General features: G+C 61.2%; 17 protein-coding genes. 10 read left to right on the plus strand and 7 right to left on the minus strand.

What is annotated here, in order from left to right; all coding sequences use genetic code 11:
* Positions 1 to 27: 27 nt before the first annotated feature.
* Entirely contained in the window at positions 28 to 1,323 is a 1,296-nt protein-coding gene (gene gbcA / locus F7R20_RS24960; protein WP_003206316.1) for a glycine-betaine demethylase subunit GbcA, read from the minus strand.
* A gap of 283 nt (positions 1,324 to 1,606) precedes the next feature.
* Between gbcA and gbcB the strand changes: the two genes are divergently transcribed.
* Positions 1,607 to 2,707: a glycine-betaine demethylase subunit GbcB gene (gene gbcB / locus F7R20_RS24970; protein ID WP_003206314.1), complete on the plus strand. Its 1,101-nt coding sequence runs from the start codon at positions 1,607 to 1,609 to the stop codon at positions 2,705 to 2,707.
* Positions 2,708 to 2,921: 214 nt separating this feature from the next.
* On the opposite strand, the gene F7R20_RS24975 is transcribed toward gbcB, so the two are convergent.
* A complete protein-coding gene (locus tag F7R20_RS24975; protein WP_003206313.1) occupies positions 2,922 to 3,962 on the minus strand; it encodes a threonine aldolase family protein in 1,041 nt (346 codons plus the stop codon).
* 234 nt (positions 3,963 to 4,196) lie between these two features.
* Here F7R20_RS24975 and F7R20_RS24980 point away from each other — a divergent pair, with 234 nt between their 5' ends.
* From F7R20_RS24980 to fdhA, 8 genes are all read left to right on the plus strand, one after another.
* Entirely contained in the window at positions 4,197 to 4,901 is a 705-nt protein-coding gene (locus F7R20_RS24980; protein WP_003206311.1) for a TraX family protein, read from the plus strand.
* A 315-nt stretch (positions 4,902 to 5,216) separates the two neighbouring features.
* Complete coding sequence (gene glyA / locus F7R20_RS24990) at positions 5,217 to 6,470, plus strand: serine hydroxymethyltransferase (protein ID WP_003206308.1); 1,254 nt, start codon at positions 5,217 to 5,219, stop codon at positions 6,468 to 6,470.
* 21 nt (positions 6,471 to 6,491) lie between these two features.
* Entirely contained in the window at positions 6,492 to 7,742 is a 1,251-nt protein-coding gene (locus F7R20_RS24995) for a sarcosine oxidase subunit beta (RefSeq protein ID WP_003206307.1), read from the plus strand.
* A gap of 14 nt (positions 7,743 to 7,756) precedes the next feature.
* Positions 7,757 to 8,086 carry a sarcosine oxidase subunit delta gene (locus F7R20_RS25000; RefSeq protein ID WP_003206305.1) on the plus strand — a complete coding sequence of 110 codons (330 nt, stop codon included), beginning with the start codon at positions 7,757 to 7,759 and terminating at the stop codon, positions 8,084 to 8,086.
* Positions 8,083 to 11,100 (plus strand): sarcosine oxidase subunit alpha, encoded by a 3,018-nt coding sequence (locus tag F7R20_RS25005; protein ID WP_081352591.1) that lies wholly within the window; start codon positions 8,083 to 8,085, stop codon positions 11,098 to 11,100. Before F7R20_RS25000 ends, F7R20_RS25005 begins: the two co-directional genes overlap by 4 nt.
* A 160-nt stretch (positions 11,101 to 11,260) precedes the next feature.
* A complete protein-coding gene (locus F7R20_RS25010) occupies positions 11,261 to 11,893 on the plus strand; it encodes a sarcosine oxidase subunit gamma (RefSeq protein WP_003206301.1) in 633 nt (210 codons plus the stop codon).
* 182 nt (positions 11,894 to 12,075) lie between these two features.
* Entirely contained in the window at positions 12,076 to 12,933 is an 858-nt protein-coding gene (purU, locus tag F7R20_RS25015) for a formyltetrahydrofolate deformylase (RefSeq protein WP_003206299.1), read from the plus strand.
* A 181-nt stretch (positions 12,934 to 13,114) separates the two neighbouring features.
* On the plus strand, positions 13,115 to 14,314 hold the full coding sequence (gene fdhA / locus F7R20_RS25020) for a formaldehyde dehydrogenase, glutathione-independent (protein WP_003206297.1): 1,200 nt from the start codon (positions 13,115 to 13,117) through the stop codon (positions 14,312 to 14,314).
* A gap of 103 nt (positions 14,315 to 14,417) precedes the next feature.
* Here fdhA and F7R20_RS25025 read toward each other — a convergent pair whose 3' ends face one another.
* From F7R20_RS25025 to F7R20_RS25035, 3 genes are all read right to left on the minus strand, one after another.
* Positions 14,418 to 14,630, minus strand: a complete 213-nt coding sequence (locus F7R20_RS25025; protein WP_003206294.1) for a cold-shock protein — start codon at positions 14,628 to 14,630, stop codon at positions 14,418 to 14,420.
* 359 nt (positions 14,631 to 14,989) lie between these two features.
* A complete protein-coding gene (locus F7R20_RS25030) occupies positions 14,990 to 15,562 on the minus strand; it encodes a hypothetical protein (protein ID WP_027912940.1) in 573 nt (190 codons plus the stop codon).
* Between the two features lie 105 nt (positions 15,563 to 15,667).
* A complete protein-coding gene (locus F7R20_RS25035; protein ID WP_003206290.1) occupies positions 15,668 to 16,090 on the minus strand; it encodes a DUF3757 domain-containing protein in 423 nt (140 codons plus the stop codon).
* Positions 16,091 to 16,389: 299 nt separating this feature from the next.
* On the opposite strand from F7R20_RS25035, the gene F7R20_RS25040 reads away from it, so the two are divergent.
* A complete protein-coding gene (locus F7R20_RS25040) occupies positions 16,390 to 16,968 on the plus strand; it encodes a DUF2780 domain-containing protein (RefSeq protein ID WP_028237472.1) in 579 nt (192 codons plus the stop codon).
* A 40-nt stretch (positions 16,969 to 17,008) separates the two neighbouring features.
* On the opposite strand, the gene F7R20_RS25045 is transcribed toward F7R20_RS25040, so the two are convergent.
* Together F7R20_RS25045 and F7R20_RS25050 are read right to left on the minus strand one after the other, a co-directional pair.
* A complete protein-coding gene (locus F7R20_RS25045; protein WP_003206286.1) occupies positions 17,009 to 17,350 on the minus strand; it encodes a hypothetical protein in 342 nt (113 codons plus the stop codon).
* A gap of 170 nt (positions 17,351 to 17,520) precedes the next feature.
* Positions 17,521 to 18,414 carry an acyltransferase gene (locus F7R20_RS25050; RefSeq protein ID WP_003206284.1) on the minus strand — a complete coding sequence of 298 codons (894 nt, stop codon included), beginning with the start codon at positions 18,412 to 18,414 and terminating at the stop codon, positions 17,521 to 17,523.
* Positions 18,415 to 18,450: the final 36 nt, after the last annotated feature.

Here is an 18,450-nt window from a genome sequence, read left to right on the forward strand (position 1 = left end):
GACGATCATCAACCGAAGCTTTGGATTTTAGCCCTGGACCGGAACGCCCTTGAGGTACGGCGCCGGTTCGGCCCCCAGGTTGTTGAGCATGCGCTCGCTGTACCAGTCGACGAAGTTCACCACGCCGAACTCATAGGTCTTGGAGTACGGGCCTGGCTGGTAGGCGGTGGAGTTGATGCCGCGCTGGTTTTCTTCTGCCAGGCGACGGTCCTGGTCGTTGGTGGCGTCCCAGACCTGGCGCATGCGCGCGACGTCGTAGTCCACGCCTTCGACCGCGTCCTTGTGCACCAGCCACTTGGTGGTGACCATGGTTTCCTGGGCGCTGATCGGCCACACGGTGAACACGATGATGTGGTCGCCCATGCAGTGGTTCCACGAGTGCGGCAAGTGCAGGATGCGCATCGAGCCCAGGTCCGGGTTCTTGATGCGGCCCATCAGCTTGGCGCAGCCTTGCTTGCCGTCCATGGTCATCGACACGGTGCCCTTGAGCAGCGGCATGCGCACGATGCGGTTGCGCAGGCCGAAACTGGCGTGGGCGTAAGGGATCTTCTCGGCGTCCCAGGCGGCGGCGGAGGCGGCCACGTGGTCCTTGAACGCCTGGTCGGCGCGTGGGTCGGTGACGTCGTCCCATTCCAGCAGGGTCTTGAGCAGTTCCGGGTGCGCGCCGCCGCAGTGGTAGCACTCACGGTTGTTTTCCAGCACCAGTTTCCAGTTGGCTTTTTCCATCAAGGTGGTTTGCACCGCCACCTTGGTGTTCTCCATGTCGTACGGTTCCATGTAATGGTTCAGCGTCGACAGGAAGTCATCGATGGCCGGCGGGTTCTCGGCCAGGCTGATGAAGATGTAGCCACCAGCGGTCTTCACGTTCACAGGCTTGAGGCCGTACTGCTTCATGTCGAAGTCGGCGCCCATCTCGGTGCCAGCGAACAGCAGGCGTCCGTCCAGCTCGTAGGTCCACTGGTGGTAGTGGCAGACCAGTTTGGCGACCTTGCCCTTGTCGCTGGTGCACAGCCGCGAACCGCGGTGGCGGCAGACGTTATGGAACGCATGCACCACGCCCTCGGCACCACGAATCACGATGATCGGGTTCTTGCCGACTTGCAGGGTCAGGTAGTTGCCCTTGGCCGGGATTTCGCAGGTCATGCCGGCGATCAACCATTCTTTCTGGAAGATTTCCTGCATATCGATATCAAACAGGCGCTCATCGGAGTAGAACGGCTGCGGCAGCGAAAAGGTGCGCTCACGCTCTTGCAGCATTTGCGCGGTGGCCTTGCGTGCGGGTTCCAGCGGATCGCCCAGGCTAAGGGTAGTGGTGACGTCCATCGTTTTATCCTCATGGCCCTCTATGTGGCCGGCGAAAAATGACTAATCGGTTGTGCTACGCAAGGCAGAAAACTTTGTTTATCTGTTGGGGCGAGTGTGGGGCCGCGCAGGGGCCGAACCTTATCCATGGGCGACATGGCCCAATCTGTTCCCGACGCGCAAGCCCCGGTAGTTGGGGGCTGGTCGCGATAAGTATGTGAATGTCGCAGATAGGTAAATGGTCACCCAGGCGCCTGCGCACAATCGCCCTCATGAAGGCCGACAGTCGGCCGTGGAGATCAGCATGTCCAATAACTTCCTGAACCCGGTCACGACCCAGACCTGGGCCAATGGCCGACATATCGTACGTTGCGTCAAAGTCATCCAGGAAACCTGGGATGTGCGCACCTTCTGCTTCATGGCTGACCAGCCGATCCTGTTCTTTTTCAAGCCTGGGCAATTCGTCACCCTGGAGCTGGAAATCGAAGGCCAGCCGGTCATGCGCTCCTACACCATCTCCAGCTCGCCGTCGGTGCCCTACAGTTTCTCGGTGACCATCAAGCGCGTACCGGGGGGCAAGGTTTCCAACTGGTTGCACGACACTCTGCATGAAGGCCAAGAGCTGGCGGTGCACGGGCCGGTGGGGTTGTTCAACGCCATCGATTTCCCGAGCCCGAAAGTCCTGTACCTGAGCGGTGGCGTGGGGATCACGCCATGCATGTCCATGGCGCGCTGGTTCTACGACACCAACGCCAATGTCGACATGACCTTTATCCACAGTGCCCGCTCGCCCAAGGACATCATCTACCACCGCGAGCTGGAACACATGGCGTCGCGGATCGACAACTTCAGCTTGCACCTGATCTGCGAAAAACATGGCCTGGGCGAGCCCTGGGCCGGCTATCGCGGTTATCTGAACCACAAGATGCTGGAATTGATGGTGCCCGACTTCCTCGATCGCGAGGTGTTCTGTTGTGGCCCGACCCCGTACATGACCGCAGTCAAGCGCCTGCTGGAAGCGGCCGGCTACGACATGAAGCGTTATCACGAGGAATCCTTCGGCGCCACGCCACCGGAAGCCCGCGCCGACGCAGTGGAGCAGGCCGAACAGGCCGCCGACGCCCCTGAAGTCGACGCGGCGGACTTGCACCTGGTGGAGTTCACCTCCTCGGGCAAGAGCATCCGCGTGGGACCGGGAGAAACCGTACACGCCGCCGCCGCCAAGCTCGGCATGATGATCCCCAAGGCCTGCGGCATGGGCATCTGCGGCACCTGCAAGGTGCTGAAACTGGGCGGGGAAGTGGAAATGGACCACAACGGCGGGATCACCGAGGACGACGAGGCCGAGGGCTACATCCTGTCGTGCTGCAGCGTGCCGAAGGGGGATGTGCGGATCGAGTTCTGATCTGCCCATCCAAGTAGCGGTGAGCACCTCCCGTGGGATTAAGGTCTGTGGGAGCAAAGCTTGCTGTGGGAGCAAAGCCCTGTGGGAGCAAGGCTTGCCCGCGATGAAAGCGACGCGGTCTCCCATGGGCCGAGCCGTCTGCATCGCGAGCAAGCTTTGCTCCCACAGTAAGCCTCTTTCACCACGGCGGGCATGACAGGCCGGGGCGGCTTTCCTAGCCTGCCATCACTTCCCGAATATCCGCCGCCAATTCCCGCACCCGTGCTTCTTCGGTATCCCACGAGCACATGAAGCGTGCGCCGCCTTTGCCAATGAACGTGTAGAAACGCCAGCCCTTGGCGGTCAGCGCGGCGATGGCCGGTTCCGAGAGTTGCAGGAACACGCCGTTGGCCTGAACCGGGAACATCAGTTCCACGCCGGGAATGTCGCTGACCAGCTCTGCCAGCAATTGGGCGCAGTGGTTGGCGTGGCGGGCGTGCTTGAGCCAGGCCTGGTTTTGCAGCAGGCCGACCCAGGGCGCGGAGAGGAAGCGCATCTTCGAGGCCAGTTGCCCGGCCTGTTTGCAGCGATAGTCGAAGTCTTCGGCCAGGTCATGGTTGAAGAACAGGATCGCCTCACCTACCGCCATGCCGTTTTTCGTGCCGCCGAAGCACAGCACGTCCACGCCGGCCTTCCAGGTCAGGTCGGCCGGGGAGCAGCCGAGGAAGGCGCAGGCGTTGGAAAAACGCGCGCCGTCCATGTGCAGGTTCAGCCCCAGTTCCTTGCAGGTGACGCTGATGGCGCGGATTTCTTCCGGGGTGTAGACACTGCCGACTTCCGTGGCCTGGGTCAGGGTCACGACCCGGGGCTTGGGGTAGTGGATGTCCTGGCGCTTGAGGGCGATCTCACGGATCGACTCGGGGGTCAGCTTGCCGTTTTCGGTGCGCGCCACCAGCAGCTTGGAGCCGTTGGAGAAGAACTCCGGCGCGCCGCATTCGTCGGTTTCGACGTGGGCGGTTTCCGAGCAGATCACGCTGTGGTAACTCTGGCACAGTGAGGACAACGCCAAGGAGTTGGCCGCCGTGCCGTTGAACGCGAAGAACACTTCGCAGTCGGTTTCGAACAAGGCCCGGAAATCGTCCGCCGCGCGGTGGGTCCACTCGTCGTCGCCGTAGGCGCGTTGGTGACCCTGGTTGGCTTCTTCCATGGCCGCCCAGGCTTCGGGGCAAATGCCGGAATAGTTGTCGCTGGCAAACTGTTGACTCTTGTCGGTCATGGCCTTGCTCCTTGAATAGAGAGTCCTGGATAAAGAGATCCCTGGCGGAATGCCCGGGTGGGGCGTTCCATGGTGCGGCGTGTTTGGGTCCACAGCGCCGTGTCGATCATGGTTCGGTGCGCTTGAGTGCGCAACGCCGTGATCTATGTTGGTGCGCACTTTACCCAAGATTAGCGGGGGAACACACCGGATGTTTCTGTCGGAAAGTATCAATCTCGTCGCGCGGCTTTATACATGAGCCGGCGCGACGGAGCGCTGGACCTGCTCAAGTGGCTGGCTCTGTTGGCGATGGTGCTCGATCATCTGCGATATGTCGGTTTCTCCGTCGATTGGCTCTATGTGCCGGGCCGGTTGGCATTTCCGTGGTTCTGCCTGGCGATGGCGGCGAACCTGGCGCGCAACGACACCAGTACCGCCTCATGGCGTTACCTGGGCTGGCTGTTGTTATTCAGTGCCGTCAGCGAAATCCCCTACCGCTTGTTCATCCCTGATCCCGTCACCCTGAATGTGATGCCAACCCTGGTCCTGGGCTTGCTGGTGGCGCGCAGTTGGCGGGTGCCGACGCTGGAGGCGCGCGGCCTGGCCGCGGTGGCGTTGTTGTTGGCGGCACTGTTTTCATCGCAACTGATGTTCGGGTTCTTCGGTGTGTTGCTGCCGCTGGCGATGCTGCTGGTGTTTCGCCGGCCCTGGTATTTCGCCTTGTTGCCGGGGTTGGTCTGCGTGGCGGCCAATCAATGGCGGGTGTTGTATGGCGCGGCATGGCTGGGGGATGGGGTGGCGTTGTGGGGGCTGGTGGCTTGCCTGATCGCGCCATGGCTTGGGCTGATGCTTTTGCGACAGGCTGGTCGTTTTCATCCACCGGCGATGCGGCGCTGGGCGTATGGCCTTTATCCCGCGCATTTCCTGTTACTGCTCGCGGTTCGCCATATCGTCGAGTAACCCTATGGGAGCAGCATCTTGGGAACTAAGGCGCGGGAGCAAAGCCAGTGGGAGCAAGGCTTGCCCGCGATGAAAGCGCCGCGCGCTCCCATGGACCGAGGCGCCTGGATCGCGAGCAAGCTTTGCTCCCACAGTGCTATCGCGCAGGCCTTGCTCTCCGACTCTTTGATCCCATGTCGTAAACGCACCTTTGCGTGGCGTCCATAGGCATTTGACATGCCTGCGCCAGCCATACCATCGCATCCAAAGGGCACGACCGAACGGTCCGTGCCTCACCGAGACGAAAGGCGCACCGCCGCCGCTGGGAGAGACGCGATGTTCAGCAAGCAAGACCAAATCCAAGGCTACGATGATGCACTGCTGGCGGCGATGAACGCCGAAGAGCAACGCCAGGAAGATCACATCGAACTGATCGCGTCAGAAAACTACACCAGCAAGCGCGTGATGGAGGCCCAGGGCAGCGGCCTGACCAACAAGTACGCCGAAGGCTATCCGGGCAAGCGCTACTACGGTGGCTGCGAGCACGTCGACAAAGTCGAAGCCCTGGCCATCGAGCGCGCCAAGCAACTGTTCGGTGCCGATTACGCCAACGTCCAGCCGCACTCCGGCTCTTCGGCCAACAGCGCCGTATACCTGGCCCTGCTGCAGGCTGGCGACACCATCCTGGGCATGAGCCTGGCCCACGGCGGTCACCTGACCCACGGTGCCAAGGTGTCGTCCTCGGGCAAGCTCTATAACGCGGTGCAATACGGCATCGACACCACCACCGGCCTGATCGACTACGACGAAGTCGAGCGCCTGGCGGTCGAGCACAAGCCGAAGATGATCGTTGCCGGTTTCTCCGCTTACTCCAAGACCCTGGATTTCCCACGTTTCCGCCAGATCGCCGACAAGGTCGGTGCCCTGTTGTTCGTCGACATGGCCCACGTTGCCGGTCTGGTCGCCGCCGGTCTGTACCCTAATCCACTGCCTTACGCCGACGTGGTCACCACCACCACCCACAAGACCCTGCGCGGTCCACGTGGCGGCCTGATCCTGGCCAAGGCCAACGAAGAGATCGAGAAGAAGCTCAACGCCGCGGTATTCCCCGGCGCCCAGGGTGGCCCGCTGATGCACGTGATCGCCGGCAAGGCGGTGTGCTTCAAGGAAGCGGCGGAGCCTGGCTTCAAGGCTTACCAGCAGCAAGTGATCGATAACGCCCAGGCCATGGCTGGCGTGTTCATCAAGCGCGGCTACGATGTAGTGTCCGGTGGTACCGATAACCACCTGTTCCTGGTCAGCCTGATCCGTCAGGGCCTGACCGGCAAGGACGCCGATGCTGCCCTGGGCCGTGCCCACATCACCGTCAACAAGAACGCCGTGCCGAACGACCCGCAATCACCGTTCGTGACCTCGGGCCTGCGCATTGGCACCCCGGCGGTGACCACGCGTGGCTTCAAGGTGACCCAGTGCGTCACGCTGGCCGGCTGGATCTGCGACATTCTCGACAACCTCGGCGATGCCGATGTCGAGGCCAATGTCGCGCAGCAAGTGGCGGCCCTGTGCGCGGACTTCCCGGTTTATCGCTGAGTCGGTTTTGGAGTAATGACTATGCAACGCTATTCGGGCTTCGGCCTCTTCAAACACTCTCTCAGCCATCACGAAAACTGGCAGCGGATGTGGCGCACGCCGACCCCGAAAAAGGTCTATGACGTGGTCATCGTCGGCGGTGGCGGGCATGGCCTGGCGACCGCCTACTACTTGGCCAAGGAACACGGCATCACCAACGTGGCCGTGGTCGAGAAGGGCTGGTTGGGCGGCGGTAACACCGCGCGCAACACCACCATCGTGCGCTCCAACTATCTGTGGGACGAATCGGCCCACCTGTACGAACACGCGATGAAACTCTGGGAAGGCCTGTCCCAGGACCTGAACTACAACGTGATGTTCTCCCAGCGTGGCGTCTACAACCTGTGCCACACCCTGCAGGACATCCGTGATTCCGAGCGTCGCGTCAGCGCCAACCGCCTCAACGGCGTGGACGGCGAGCTGCTCAACGCCAAGCAAGTGGCCGACGAGATCCCATACTTGGATTGCTCGAAGAACACCCGTTACCCGGTGATGGGCGCCACCGTCCAGCGTCGCGGCGGCGTGGCCCGTCACGATGCCGTGGCCTGGGGCTTTGCCCGGGCGGCGGACGCGTTGGGCGTGGACCTGATCCAGCAGACCGAAGTGATCGGTTTCCGCAAGGAAAACGGCGTGTGCATCGGCGTGGAAACCAACAAGGGCTTCATCGGCGCCAAGCGTGTCGGCGTGGTGACCGCTGGTAACTCCGGACACATGGCCAAGCTCGCGGGCTTCCGCCTGCCGATCGAATCCCACCCGCTGCAAGCGCTGGTGTCGGAGCCGATCAAGCCGATTATCGACAGCGTGATCATGTCCAACGCCGTGCACGGCTACATCAGCCAGTCCGACAAGGGCGACCTGGTGATCGGCGCCGGTATCGACGGCTACAACGGCTACGGCCAGCGTGGTTCGTACCCGGTGATCGAACACACCATCCAGGCCATCGTCGAAATGTTCCCGGTGCTCTCGCGGGTGCGCATGAACCGTCAGTGGGGCGGCATCGTCGACACCACGCCGGACGCCTGCCCGATCATCTCCAAGACCCCGGTGCCGAACATGTTCTTCAACTGCGGTTGGGGCACCGGCGGCTTCAAGGCAACACCGGGCTCGGGCAACGTCTTCGCTGCAAGCCTGGCCAAGGGTGAAATGCATCCGCTGGCCGCGCCGTTTTCCATCGACCGTTTCCACAACGGCGCACTGATCGACGAACACGGCGCTGCTGCCGTCGCCCACTAACAGGAGAAATCCCTATGTTGCACATCTTCTGTCCTCACTGCGGCGAACTGCGCTCCGAAGAGGAATTCCATGCATCCGGCCAGGCGCATATCCCGCGTCCACTGGATCCGAACGCCTGCACCGACGAACAGTGGGGCGACTACATGTTCTTCCGTGACAACCCGCGCGGGTTGCACCATGAGCTGTGGGATCACGTCGCCGGTTGCCGCCAGTACTTCAACGTGACCCGCGACACCGTGACCTACGAGATTCTCGAAACCTACAAGATCGGCCAAAAGCCGCAATTCACCGACAAGGCTGACAGTCCGAAAGCGGCCGCACAGGCTCTGGGAGAGAAGGTATGAGCCAGATCAATCGCCTGTCCAACGGTGGACGGATCGACCGCAACAAAGCGCTGAGCTTCACCTTCAACGGCCAGACCTACAAAGGCTTCGAGGGCGATTCCCTGGCCGCTGCGCTGCTGGCCAACGGTGTCGACATCATTGGCCGCAGCTTCAAGTATTCGCGTCCTCGCGGCATCTTCGCCGCCGGTGCCGAAGAGCCGAACGCCGTGCTGCAGATCGGTGCCACCGAAGCCACACAAATCCCTAACGTGCGCGCCACGCAACAGGCGCTGTACCAGGGTCTGGTCGCCACCAGCACCAACGGCTGGCCGAACGTGAACAACGACATGATGGGCATTCTCGGCAAGGTCGGCGGCAAACTGATGCCGCCGGGCTTCTACTACAAAACCTTCATGTACCCGCAATCGTTCTGGATGACCTACGAGAAGTACATCCGCAAGGCTGCCGGCCTGGGTCGCTCGCCGACCGAGAACGATCCGGACACCTACGACTACATGAACCGCCACTGCGACGTGCTGATCGTCGGCGCTGGCCCTGCCGGCCTGGCCGCCGCACTGGCCGCGGCCCGCAGCGGTGCGCGCGTCATCCTGGCCGATGAGCAGGAAGAGTTCGGCGGCAGCCTGCTCGACTCCCGCGAGAGCCTGGACGGCAAGCCTGCGATCGAATGGGTCGCTGCGGCGGTGGCTGAACTGCGCTCGATGCCAGAAGTGGTGTTGCTGCCTCGCGCCACGGTGAACGGTTACCACGACCATAACTTCTTGACCATCCATGAGCGCCTTACCGACCACCTCGGTGATCGAGCGCCCATCGGCCAGGTCCGCCAGCGCATCAACCGCGTCCGCGCCAAGCGCGTGGTCCTGGCGACCGGCACCTGCGAGCGTCCGCTGGTCTACGGCAACAACGACGTGCCGGGCAACATGCTGGCCGGTGCGGTGTCCACCTACGTGCGTCGCTACGGCGTGGCACCGGGCAAGAAACTGGTGCTGAGCACCAACAACGACCATGCCTATCGCGTGGCCCTGGACTGGTTCGACGCCGGCCTGCAAGTGGTGGCCGTTGCCGATGCGCGCAGCAACCCGCGTGGTGCGCTGGTGGAAGAAGCCCGCGCCAAGGGCATTCGCATCCTCACCGGCAGCGCCGTGATCGAGGCCCGCGGCAGCAAGCGCGTCACCGGGGCACGTGTTGCCGCGATCGACGTCCGTGCCCACAAAGTCACCAGCCCCGGCGAATGGCTGGACTGTGACCTGGTGGCCAGTTCCGGCGGCTACAGCCCGGTGGTTCACCTGGCTTCGCACCTGGGTGGCAAGCCGATCTGGCGTGAAGATATCCTCGGTTTCGTACCGGGCGAAGCACCGCAAAAGCGCGTGTGCGTCGGTGGTGTGAACGGTGTCTACAGCCTTGGCGATAGCTTGGCCGATGGCTTCGAGGGCGGCGTGCGCGCGGCCAACGAAGCCGGCTTCAAGGCAGTGGAGGGCGTGTTGCCCAAAGCCCTGAGTCGTCACGAAGAGCCAACCCTGGCGCTGTTCCAGGTGCCCCACGAAAAATCCACTGCACGGGCGCCGAAGCAATTCGTCGACCTGCAGAACGACGTCACCGCCGCCGCCATCGAGCTCGCCACCCGCGAAGGCTTCGAGTCGGTGGAGCACGTCAAGCGCTACACCGCACTGGGCTTCGGTACCGACCAGGGCAAGCTGGGCAACGTCAACGGCCTGGCCATCGCGGCCCGCTCGCTGAACGTGAGCATCCCGCAGATGGGCACCACCATGTTCCGTCCGAACTACACGCCGGTAACCTTCGGCGCGGTGGCTGGTCGGCACTGTGGGCACATCTTCGAGCCGGTGCGCTTCACTGCGCTGCATGCCTGGCATGTGAAAAACGGCGCCGAGTTCGAAGACGTCGGCCAGTGGAAGCGCCCTTGGTACTTCCCGAAGAACGGTGAAGATCTGCATGCCGCGGTCAAGCGCGAATGCAAGGCCGTGCGCGACAGCGTTGGCCTGCTGGATGCCTCCACCCTGGGCAAGATCGACATCCAGGGCCCGGACGCCCGCGAGTTCCTCAACCGCGTCTACACCAACGCCTGGACCAAGCTCGACGTGGGCAAGGCCCGCTACGGTCTGATGTGCAAGGAAGACGGCATGGTCTTCGACGACGGCGTGACAGCCTGTCTGGCGGACAACCACTTCCTGATGACCACCACCACGGGTGGCGCGGCGCGCGTGCTGCAATGGCTGGAGATCTATCACCAGACCGAATGGCCGGACCTGAAGGTGTACTTCACCTCGGTCACCGACCACTGGGCGACCATGACCCTGTCGGGCCCCAACAGCCGCAAGCTGCTGAGCGACGTCACCGACATCGACCTGGACAAGGACGCTTTCCCGTTCATGACCTGGAAGGAAGGCCTGGTGGGCGGCGTGCCGGCGCGGGTGTTCCGGATCTCGTTTACCGGTGAGCTGTCGTACGAAATCAACGTGCAGGCCGACTACGCCATGGGCGTGCTCGAGCAGATCGTCGAGGCCGGCAAGAAGTACAACCTGACCCCGTATGGCACCGAGACCATGCACGTATTGCGGGCCGAGAAGGGCTTCATCATCGTCGGTCAGGACACTGACAGCTCGATGACCCCGGACGACCTGAACATGGGCTGGTGTGTAGGGCGGACCAAGCCGTTCTCGTGGATCGGCTGGCGCGGCATGAATCGCGAAGATTGCGTGCGTGAAGACCGCAAGCAACTGGTGGGTCTCAAGCCGATCGACCCGAATGTCTGGCTGCCGGAAGGCGCACAACTGGTGTTCAACACCAAGCAGGCGATTCCGATGACCATGGTTGGCCACGTGACCTCCAGCTATGCCCACAACTCCCTGGGTTATTCATTTGCCATGGGTGTGGTCAGGGGCGGCCTCAAGCGGATGGGCGAGCGGGTGTTCGCGCCATTGGCCGACGGCAGCGTGATCGAGGCAGAGATCGTTTCTTCGGTGTTCTTCGATCCGAAGGGGGATCGGCAGAACATTTAACACTTGAGCCCTGTGGTGAGGGGCGTGTGGGAGCAAAGCTTGCTCGCGATGCAGGCGACACGGTAGCCATCAGACCGAGTTATCGTTCATCGCGGGCAAGCCTTGCTCCCACAGCGTCAAGCACCGGCAGGTCGAGCAAGCATTCAGACAGGTGCTCCACATGACCGCAGTCAACGTGTACCAACAACGCCCAACCACCGGGGCCAAGGCCGAGTCGTCGCTGCACCATGCCGACCTCGCCAGCCTGGTGGGCAAGGGCCGCAAGAACGCCGGTGTGACCGTGCGCGAGAAAAAACTCCTGGGCCACCTGACCCTTCGTGGCGACGGTCACGACCCGGCGTTCGCCGCCGGTGTGCACAAGGCCCTGGGCCTGGAATTGCCAGGTGCGCTGACCGTCATCGTCAAGGGTGAAACCAGCCTGCAATGGCTTGGCCCGGATGAATGGCTGTTGGTGGTGCCCACTGGCGAAGAGTTCACCGCCGAGCAGAAACTGCGCGAAGCCCTGGGCGAGCTGCACATCCAGATCGTCAACGTCAGCGGCGGCCAGCAGATCCTCGAACTGTCCGGCCCGAACGTGCGCGACGTGCTGATGAAGTCCACCAGCTATGACGTTCACCCAAGCAACTTCCCGGTGGGCAAGGCCGTGGGCACGGTGTTCGCCAAGTCGCAACTGGTGATCCGCCACACGGGCGAAGACACCTGGGAACTGGTGATCCGCCGCAGCTTCTCGGATTACTGGTGGCTGTGGTTGCAGGATGCCGCGGCTGAGTATGGCTTGAGCGTGCAGGGCTGAAACACTGCAGTCCTTGTGGAAGCAAAACTGTGGGAGCAAAGCTTGCTCGCGATGCGGGCGCTTGAGTTCCAGATAGACCGCGTTGTTTTTATCGCGAGCAAGCTTTGCTCCCACAGATAAATCCTCCGCCACAGGTTCTGTGTCCGGCGGGGGGTTATCCATAACAAACAGGAGTCACCGCAATGAGCCGCGCCCCAGACACATGGATCTTGACTGCCGACTGCCCCAGCGTGCTCGGCACGGTGGACGCGGTGACCCGCTTTCTGTTCGAGCAGGGCTGCTACGTCACCGAGCACCACTCCTTCGACGACCGGCTCTCGGGACGCTTCTTCATTCGCGTGGAGTTTCGCCAACCGGAAGGTTTTGACGAACAGAATTTCCGTTCCGGCCTGGCCGAGCGTGCCGAAGCCTTCGGCATGGTTTTCGAACTGACGCCGCCCAACTACCGGCCCAAAGTGGTGATCATGGTCTCCAAGGCCGATCACTGCCTCAACGACTTGCTCTACCGCCAGCGCATCGGCCAGTTGTCCATGGACGTGGTGGCCGTGGTGTCCAACCACCCCGACCTCAAGCCGCTGGCCGACTGGCACCAGATTCCCTACTACCATTTCCCCCTGGACCCGAACGACAAGCCTTCCCAGGAGCGGCAGGTGTGGCAGGTGATCGAAGACACCGGCGCCGAGCTGGTAATCCTTGCGCGCTACATGCAAGTGCTGTCGCCGGAGCTGTGTCGCAAGCTCGACGGCAAGGCGATCAACATCCACCACTCGCTGCTGCCGGGTTTCAAGGGCGCCAAGCCGTATCACCAGGCCTACAACAAAGGCGTGAAGCTGGTGGGCGCCACGGCGCACTACATCAACAACGACCTGGATGAAGGTCCGATCATCGCCCAGGGCGTGGAAGTGGTGGACCACAGCCACTATCCCGAAGACCTGATCGCCAAGGGCCGGGACATCGAAGGGCTCACCCTGGCCCGGGCCGTGGGGTATCACATCGAACGAAGGGTGTTCTTGAACGCCAATCGCACTGTCGTTCTTTAGACCGACATCGCGAGCAAGCTCGCTCCCACAGGGAGTACGCGATCAACTGTGGGAGCGAGCTTGCTCGCGATGAGGCCCTTACAGACAACAAAGAAACAAAGACACAAGCACTAACCCGAGCAATCAACGCGCTGCCTGCCTGGGCAACGCAGTTCCACAAAAACAACAGCGAGGTGAAAGCATGTCTGGTAATCGTGGTGTCGTGTATCTCGGCAACGGCAAGGTCGAAGTACAGAAAATCGACTATCCAAAAATGCAGGACCCGCGCGGCAGGAAGATTGAGCACGGTGTCATCCTGCGCGTGGTCTCCACCAACATCTGCGGCTCCGACCAGCACATGGTGCGCGGCCGTACCACTGCCCAGACCGGTCTGGTCCTGGGTCACGAAATCACCGGTGAAGTGATCGAAAAGGGCAGCGACGTCGAGAACCTGAAAATCGGTGATCTGGTGTCGGTGCCGTTCAACGTGGCTTGCGGGCGCTGCCGTTCCTGCAAAGAGCAACACACTGGCGTCTGCCTGACCGTCAACCCGGCCCGTGCCGGCGGTGCCTATGGTTACGTGGACATGGGCGACTGGACCGGCGGCCAGGCCGAATACGTGCTGGTGCCGTACGCCGACTTCAACCTGCTGAAACTGCCGGACCGCGACAAGGCCATGGAGAAAATCCGCGACCTGACCTGCCTGTCCGACATCCTGCCGACCGGCTACCACGGCGCTGTCACCGCCGGCGTTGGCCCTGGCAGCACCGTCTACATCGCCGGTGCTGGCCCGGTTGGCCTGGCGGCCGCTGCTTCCGCTCGCCTGCTGGGGGCAGCAGTGGTGATCATTGGCGACGTCAACCCGGTCCGCCTGGCGCACGCCAAGGCCCAGGGTTTCGAAATCGCCGACCTGTCCCAGGACACCCCGTTGCACGAACAGATCGCCGCGTTGCTGGGCGAGCCTGAAGTCGATTGCGCCGTCGATGCGGTAGGCTTTGAAGCCCGCGGCCATGGCCATGACGGCGTCAAGCACGAAGCCCCGGCCACCGTACTCAACTCGCTGATGGGCGTGGTCCGTGTAGCCGGCAAGATCGGCATCCCTGGCCTCTACGTCACCGAAGACCCGGGCGCTGTCGATGCGGCGGCGAAAATGGGCAGCCTGAGCATTCGCTTCGGCTTGGGCTGGGCTAAATCCCACAGCTTCCACACCGGCCAGACCCCGGTGATGAAGTACAACCGCCAACTGATGCAGGCGATCATGTGGGACCGTATCAACATTGCTGAAATCGTCGGCGTGCAGGTCATCAGCCTGGACGACGCGCCGAAAGGCTACGGCGAGTTCGATGCGGGCGTGCCGAAGAAGTTTGTGATTGACCCGCACAAGTTGTTCAGTGCGGCGTAAGCGGTAAAGGGCAAGACGGAAAAAAGGGCGACAGTGATGTCGCCCTTTTTTATTGGTTTGAAAACCTCATCCTGGCACTGATAGTGATAGCCCTGACCGATCGTTATTCCGGCGTCACTTTCGCGGCCTGCATGCCTTTGCCTCCCTTTTCGACTTCAAACGAAACGGTCTGCCGCTGTTTCAACGTTTTATAACCTTCGCCAGCTATTGCCGAATAATGAACGAACAATTCCTCGCCTCCTTTGCCGCAGGTAATGAAGCCATAGCCCTTTGCATCGTTAAACCATTTAACGGTTCCTTTGATTCGGTCGTTCATTTTTTATTGTCCTGCTTGCCCGAATGAAGAAAGGCACAGGGACTGTGGTTTGCCCAGAGCCTTGTTTTTCGCTGTCTCGGCTGGAGCTTAGAATCGGCACCCACAGTTGCCTACTGTCAGAGTTGACAGTAGGCAATACCGAGAAGAAATAACGGATTGTGCATTGATAGTTGGATGACTGCCGCAGCTGTCATGCCATGGCTTGTGCCTGCAAGCGTCGACCGATCACGTCCAGCACATCGCAGCCACCGCGCAACGGAATCGTCCGTAGGAGCTGTCGAGTGAAACGAGGTTGCGATCTTTTCCCAGACACTTGAGTCTCAAGCGAAAGATCAAGAGATCGCAGGCTTCGCCAGCTCCTACAGGGCAGATGCGGTCCCGACCCGTTCGCAGAATTCAGGGTAAAAACCTTTGGCGCTAGGGCCTTGGCAATAGGCTTGCGCCTGGGCCAGGACGTCGGCGCTGAAACTCAGGCTGCGAGGCATGCCGGCAAAGGTTTCATAGCCGCCTTGTTGGGTCTTGATGGCGTCGAACCCCCGCATGTCGTAGACCAGTTCCACGTCATCGTCGGCAAGCAGTCGCGCCTTGACCGTCACTTGCGTGTATTGCTTGCCCCCTGGTGAGCCATTGAGCGCTGCCAGGCCATGGCCGACAACGCGCAGCATGTGCGGGACCCAGGGCTCGCAGTCATCCGCGCAAGCACCTGGACGGTAAAGCACGGTCAGCGTTTGCTGGTCGCGGGTCACATCGGTGAGAGTCGGGTCGGAGCGCTTGATACGGTGCTCGATGGTCAGCCAGGTCTTTTGTTCTTCGCTGGTGCCGTCGGCCAGTTCCGGATTCAATGGGCCACGCTGGCACTCGGTGACGCCGAGTGCAATGAGCATGCCCGTCAGGATGACGGCGAGGGTCGCGCCGCCGATTTTTACGTTCATAGGCAAGCTCTGCTGGAGGAGGTCGCACTGTACGGTAACGGTGCAGGTGATGGCAGGGCGCAATGAGCCGCTGTGCAGGAACAGTGACGCGGTTGCCATTCGCGATCAATAAATCAGGTTGAAGTAGTCACCGTCCATTAGCCTGCACATTCTGGTATCCGGGCTTTCGCAGCGATTATTCACCCATCCTGAAAAGGCCGGTTCCAGGATCTGCTGATACTCCAGATTCAGATTCATGTCCCCGTACCGGCACGTGATGGTCGCCCTTGTGGCTGCCTGTGTGTCCTCGTCGGCTTCATGGATAACGTACTTGGCGCCTTTGAATTGCAACGATGCCGGGTCGACCACGTCCACCAGGCTTTCGCTCTCCCATTCGTGGCCGTCCTGTATATCGACGAAGAAAACATCTTCCACCGTTTCAATGTTTCTACGGATGTCAGTGACGGCAGGGCAGGTTATTTCACCGGCATGGGCGTGGCCGATGATCAGCCAAAGCAACACCGCGCCTCCTGCCAGTATTTTTTTCATGTGCCGGGCTCCAGGGCTCAGTTCAACGATTCACGGCTTTGGTCGGGCGGGCTACTGTCAATGTTGGCAGTTATTTATGTCAATTTAGAACTGTATGCGAATATTTGGTAACTTTTAGCTATATAAAAACGGGATCTTCTTCAAAATCAGTCGCTTCTGACGGCCTTGTAAGACTTCTCTGTAATAGCTATCGGCCATTAATGCAATAGGTATAGGAACAATCTCCGACCGCGCCGGTCCAAAACATGTTTTACGCCGCCCTGATGGGCGGCTTTTTAATGGTCGAGAGGAAGTTCCTGATGAAGGTCTCACGCGGTTTTGCTCTGTCTTGCCTGTTGGCGCTGGTTGCCAGCCCGGCCTTCGCGCAGTTCAGCCTCAGTGACGCAGCCAATGTGGTGTCGGCGATGCAGGGCAACCAAGGCGAGCAGGGGGAGGGCGTCGTGGCCGCCGCGCCGAAAGCCGCCGGGCTGCTCAATACCCTGGGATCGGAACTCAAGATCACGCCGGAACAGGCCATCGGCGGTGCCGGTGCGATGCTGGGGCTGGCGAAGAATCGGCTCAGCGAGCCGCAGTTTTCCGAGTTGAGCAACAGTGTGCCGGGCCTGGATCAGATTGCTGGGAACAGCGCCATCGGTGGGCTCAATGGCCTGGGCGGTTTGCTCGGCGGCGGGTCGGACAAAAATGCCTTGCTCGATGGCCTGCTGGGTAACGTCAAGGACACCGGCGACCTGAACAATGCCTTCAGTGCGCTGGGCATGGACAGCGGCATGATCGGCCAGTTTGCTCCGATCATTCTGCAGTATCTCGGCCAACAGGGTGTTGCCGGTTCGCTGCTGCAGAACCTGGGTGGTATTTGGGGAGCGGGTGCAGGTGTCTGATAGATAAAGGTGGCGACATCGAAAATCCGCCACGAAGCCCTTAAAAGCTCAAGCTGAAGCAGTCGGGTGTTGGCGCTTGGGCCTGAAGGTAATGCAGCGTGAGATGGATGCCACCCACATTGCAGGTGAGGGTCACCCTGCTTAATGCTTGTTCCTCTTCGTCGGATTCATGGATCGCGAACTCGGCCTCGTTGAATTGCTCCACCGCTGGGTTGGCGGCCTGTATGAGGCGCGGTTGCTGCCATTCGCGATCATCCTGAATCTCTACCGTTTCATTATTTCCATGGCTGGGTGCCGCACTCGGGTGAGTGACTTCTTCGGCGTGGACATGACCGATTATCAGCAAGAGTATTCCAGAGCCGCCTGTCATGAAGATTCCCATTGGCCTGCCTCCATATTCTGTGTCGGCGACATGTTTGCGGCTGTGCCTGGCCAGGGCTACTGTCAGGGTTGACAGTTTTTTATGTCGATTTGGAATTAAAAGAGGGCAGGTCCAAAAAAGCAGACCTCCCGCTTTAAGGTATTCATCCGCGGCGTTGCCTGTCAGAACGGTCAGGCAGTACTTCCCTCGCTGCGCAGGGCCGCGATGCGCCGGTCCTTTTCAGTCCATAGCTGGTTGACCCAGTCCTGCACGTGCTGGCGAAACACCGGGTCGTTTTCGTAGTCGCCTTGCCATAGCGTCGGGTCCAGTTCGCGGGTCTGGATGTCGATGATGACCCTGGGCACCGCGCCGCTGATCAAGTCCCAGAACCCGGGAATGCGCTCTTGCGGATAGACCACGGTCACGTCCAGCACCGCGTCCAGTTGCTCACCCATGGCTGCCAGCACGAACGCCACGCCCCCGGCCTTGGGCTTGAGCAGGTGGGTGAAAGGCGATTGCTGTTGTTGGCTTTTGGCGGCGGTGAAGCGGGTGCCTTCGAGGTAGTTGACCACGGTGACCGGCTGGCGCTTGAACAGTTCGCAGGCGGCCCTGGTGATTTCCAGGTCCTTGCCGGCCAGTTCCGGGTTCTTTGCCAGGAAAGCCTTGGTGTAGCGCTTCATGAAGGGGTAGTCCAGCGCCCACCAGGCCAACCCCAGGAACGGCACCCAGATCAGCTCTTTCTTGAGGAAGAACTTGAAGAACGGCGTACGCCGGTTGAGGGTCTGGACGAGGGCGGGGATGTCTACCCAGGATTGGTGATTGCTGATCACCAGGTAAGACGTATCGCCTCGCAGGTCCGCGCCGCCGCGGATGTCCCAGCGGGTGGGGATGCACAGGGCGAAGATCAGCTTGTCGATCTCGGCCCAGGTCTCGGCGATCCACATCACCGACCACGAGGCATAGTCGCGAAAGCGCCCGGGCAGGACCAGTTTGAGCACGGCGAACACCATCAACGGCCCGAACAGCACCAGGGTGTTGAGCAATAACAGCAGCGTGACGAAACAGCCGGTGAGCAGGCGGCGCATAGATGACTCTTGCAAACAGGTGGGCGGGCCATGATA

It is taken from the genome of Pseudomonas brassicacearum subsp. brassicacearum (assembly GCF_008801605.1).
GTDB classification, from domain to species: domain Bacteria; phylum Pseudomonadota; class Gammaproteobacteria; order Pseudomonadales; family Pseudomonadaceae; genus Aquipseudomonas; species Aquipseudomonas brassicacearum.

What these genes read in the sequence shown, in the direction of transcription:
- F7R20_RS25050 (WP_003206284.1), bottom strand. Translation starts at nt 18,414, where the DNA reads ATGCGCCGCCTGCTCACCGGCTGTTTCGTCACGCTGCTGTTATTGCTC.
- F7R20_RS24995 (WP_003206307.1), top strand. Translation starts at nt 6,492, where the DNA reads ATGCAACGCTATTCGGGCTTCGGCCTCTTCAAACACTCTCTCAGCCAT.
- F7R20_RS25000 (WP_003206305.1), top strand. Translation starts at nt 7,757, where the DNA reads ATGTTGCACATCTTCTGTCCTCACTGCGGCGAACTGCGCTCCGAAGAG.
- F7R20_RS25005 (WP_081352591.1), top strand. Translation starts at nt 8,083, where the DNA reads ATGAGCCAGATCAATCGCCTGTCCAACGGTGGACGGATCGACCGCAAC.
- glyA (WP_003206308.1), top strand. Translation starts at nt 5,217, where the DNA reads ATGTTCAGCAAGCAAGACCAAATCCAAGGCTACGATGATGCACTGCTG.
- gbcA (WP_003206316.1), bottom strand. Translation starts at nt 1,323, where the DNA reads ATGGACGTCACCACTACCCTTAGCCTGGGCGATCCGCTGGAACCCGCA.
- F7R20_RS24980 (WP_003206311.1), top strand. Translation starts at nt 4,197, where the DNA reads ATGAGCCGGCGCGACGGAGCGCTGGACCTGCTCAAGTGGCTGGCTCTG.
- fdhA (WP_003206297.1), top strand. Translation starts at nt 13,115, where the DNA reads ATGTCTGGTAATCGTGGTGTCGTGTATCTCGGCAACGGCAAGGTCGAA.
- F7R20_RS25035 (WP_003206290.1), bottom strand. Translation starts at nt 16,090, where the DNA reads ATGAAAAAAATACTGGCAGGAGGCGCGGTGTTGCTTTGGCTGATCATC.
- gbcB (WP_003206314.1), top strand. Translation starts at nt 1,607, where the DNA reads ATGTCCAATAACTTCCTGAACCCGGTCACGACCCAGACCTGGGCCAAT.
- F7R20_RS25030 (WP_027912940.1), bottom strand. Translation starts at nt 15,562, where the DNA reads ATGAACGTAAAAATCGGCGGCGCGACCCTCGCCGTCATCCTGACGGGC.
- F7R20_RS25040 (WP_028237472.1), top strand. Translation starts at nt 16,390, where the DNA reads ATGAAGGTCTCACGCGGTTTTGCTCTGTCTTGCCTGTTGGCGCTGGTT.
- purU (WP_003206299.1), top strand. Translation starts at nt 12,076, where the DNA reads ATGAGCCGCGCCCCAGACACATGGATCTTGACTGCCGACTGCCCCAGC.
- F7R20_RS24975 (WP_003206313.1), bottom strand. Translation starts at nt 3,962, where the DNA reads ATGACCGACAAGAGTCAACAGTTTGCCAGCGACAACTATTCCGGCATT.
- F7R20_RS25045 (WP_003206286.1), bottom strand. Translation starts at nt 17,350, where the DNA reads ATGGGAATCTTCATGACAGGCGGCTCTGGAATACTCTTGCTGATAATC.
- F7R20_RS25025 (WP_003206294.1), bottom strand. Translation starts at nt 14,630, where the DNA reads ATGAACGACCGAATCAAAGGAACCGTTAAATGGTTTAACGATGCAAAG.
- F7R20_RS25010 (WP_003206301.1), top strand. Translation starts at nt 11,261, where the DNA reads ATGACCGCAGTCAACGTGTACCAACAACGCCCAACCACCGGGGCCAAG.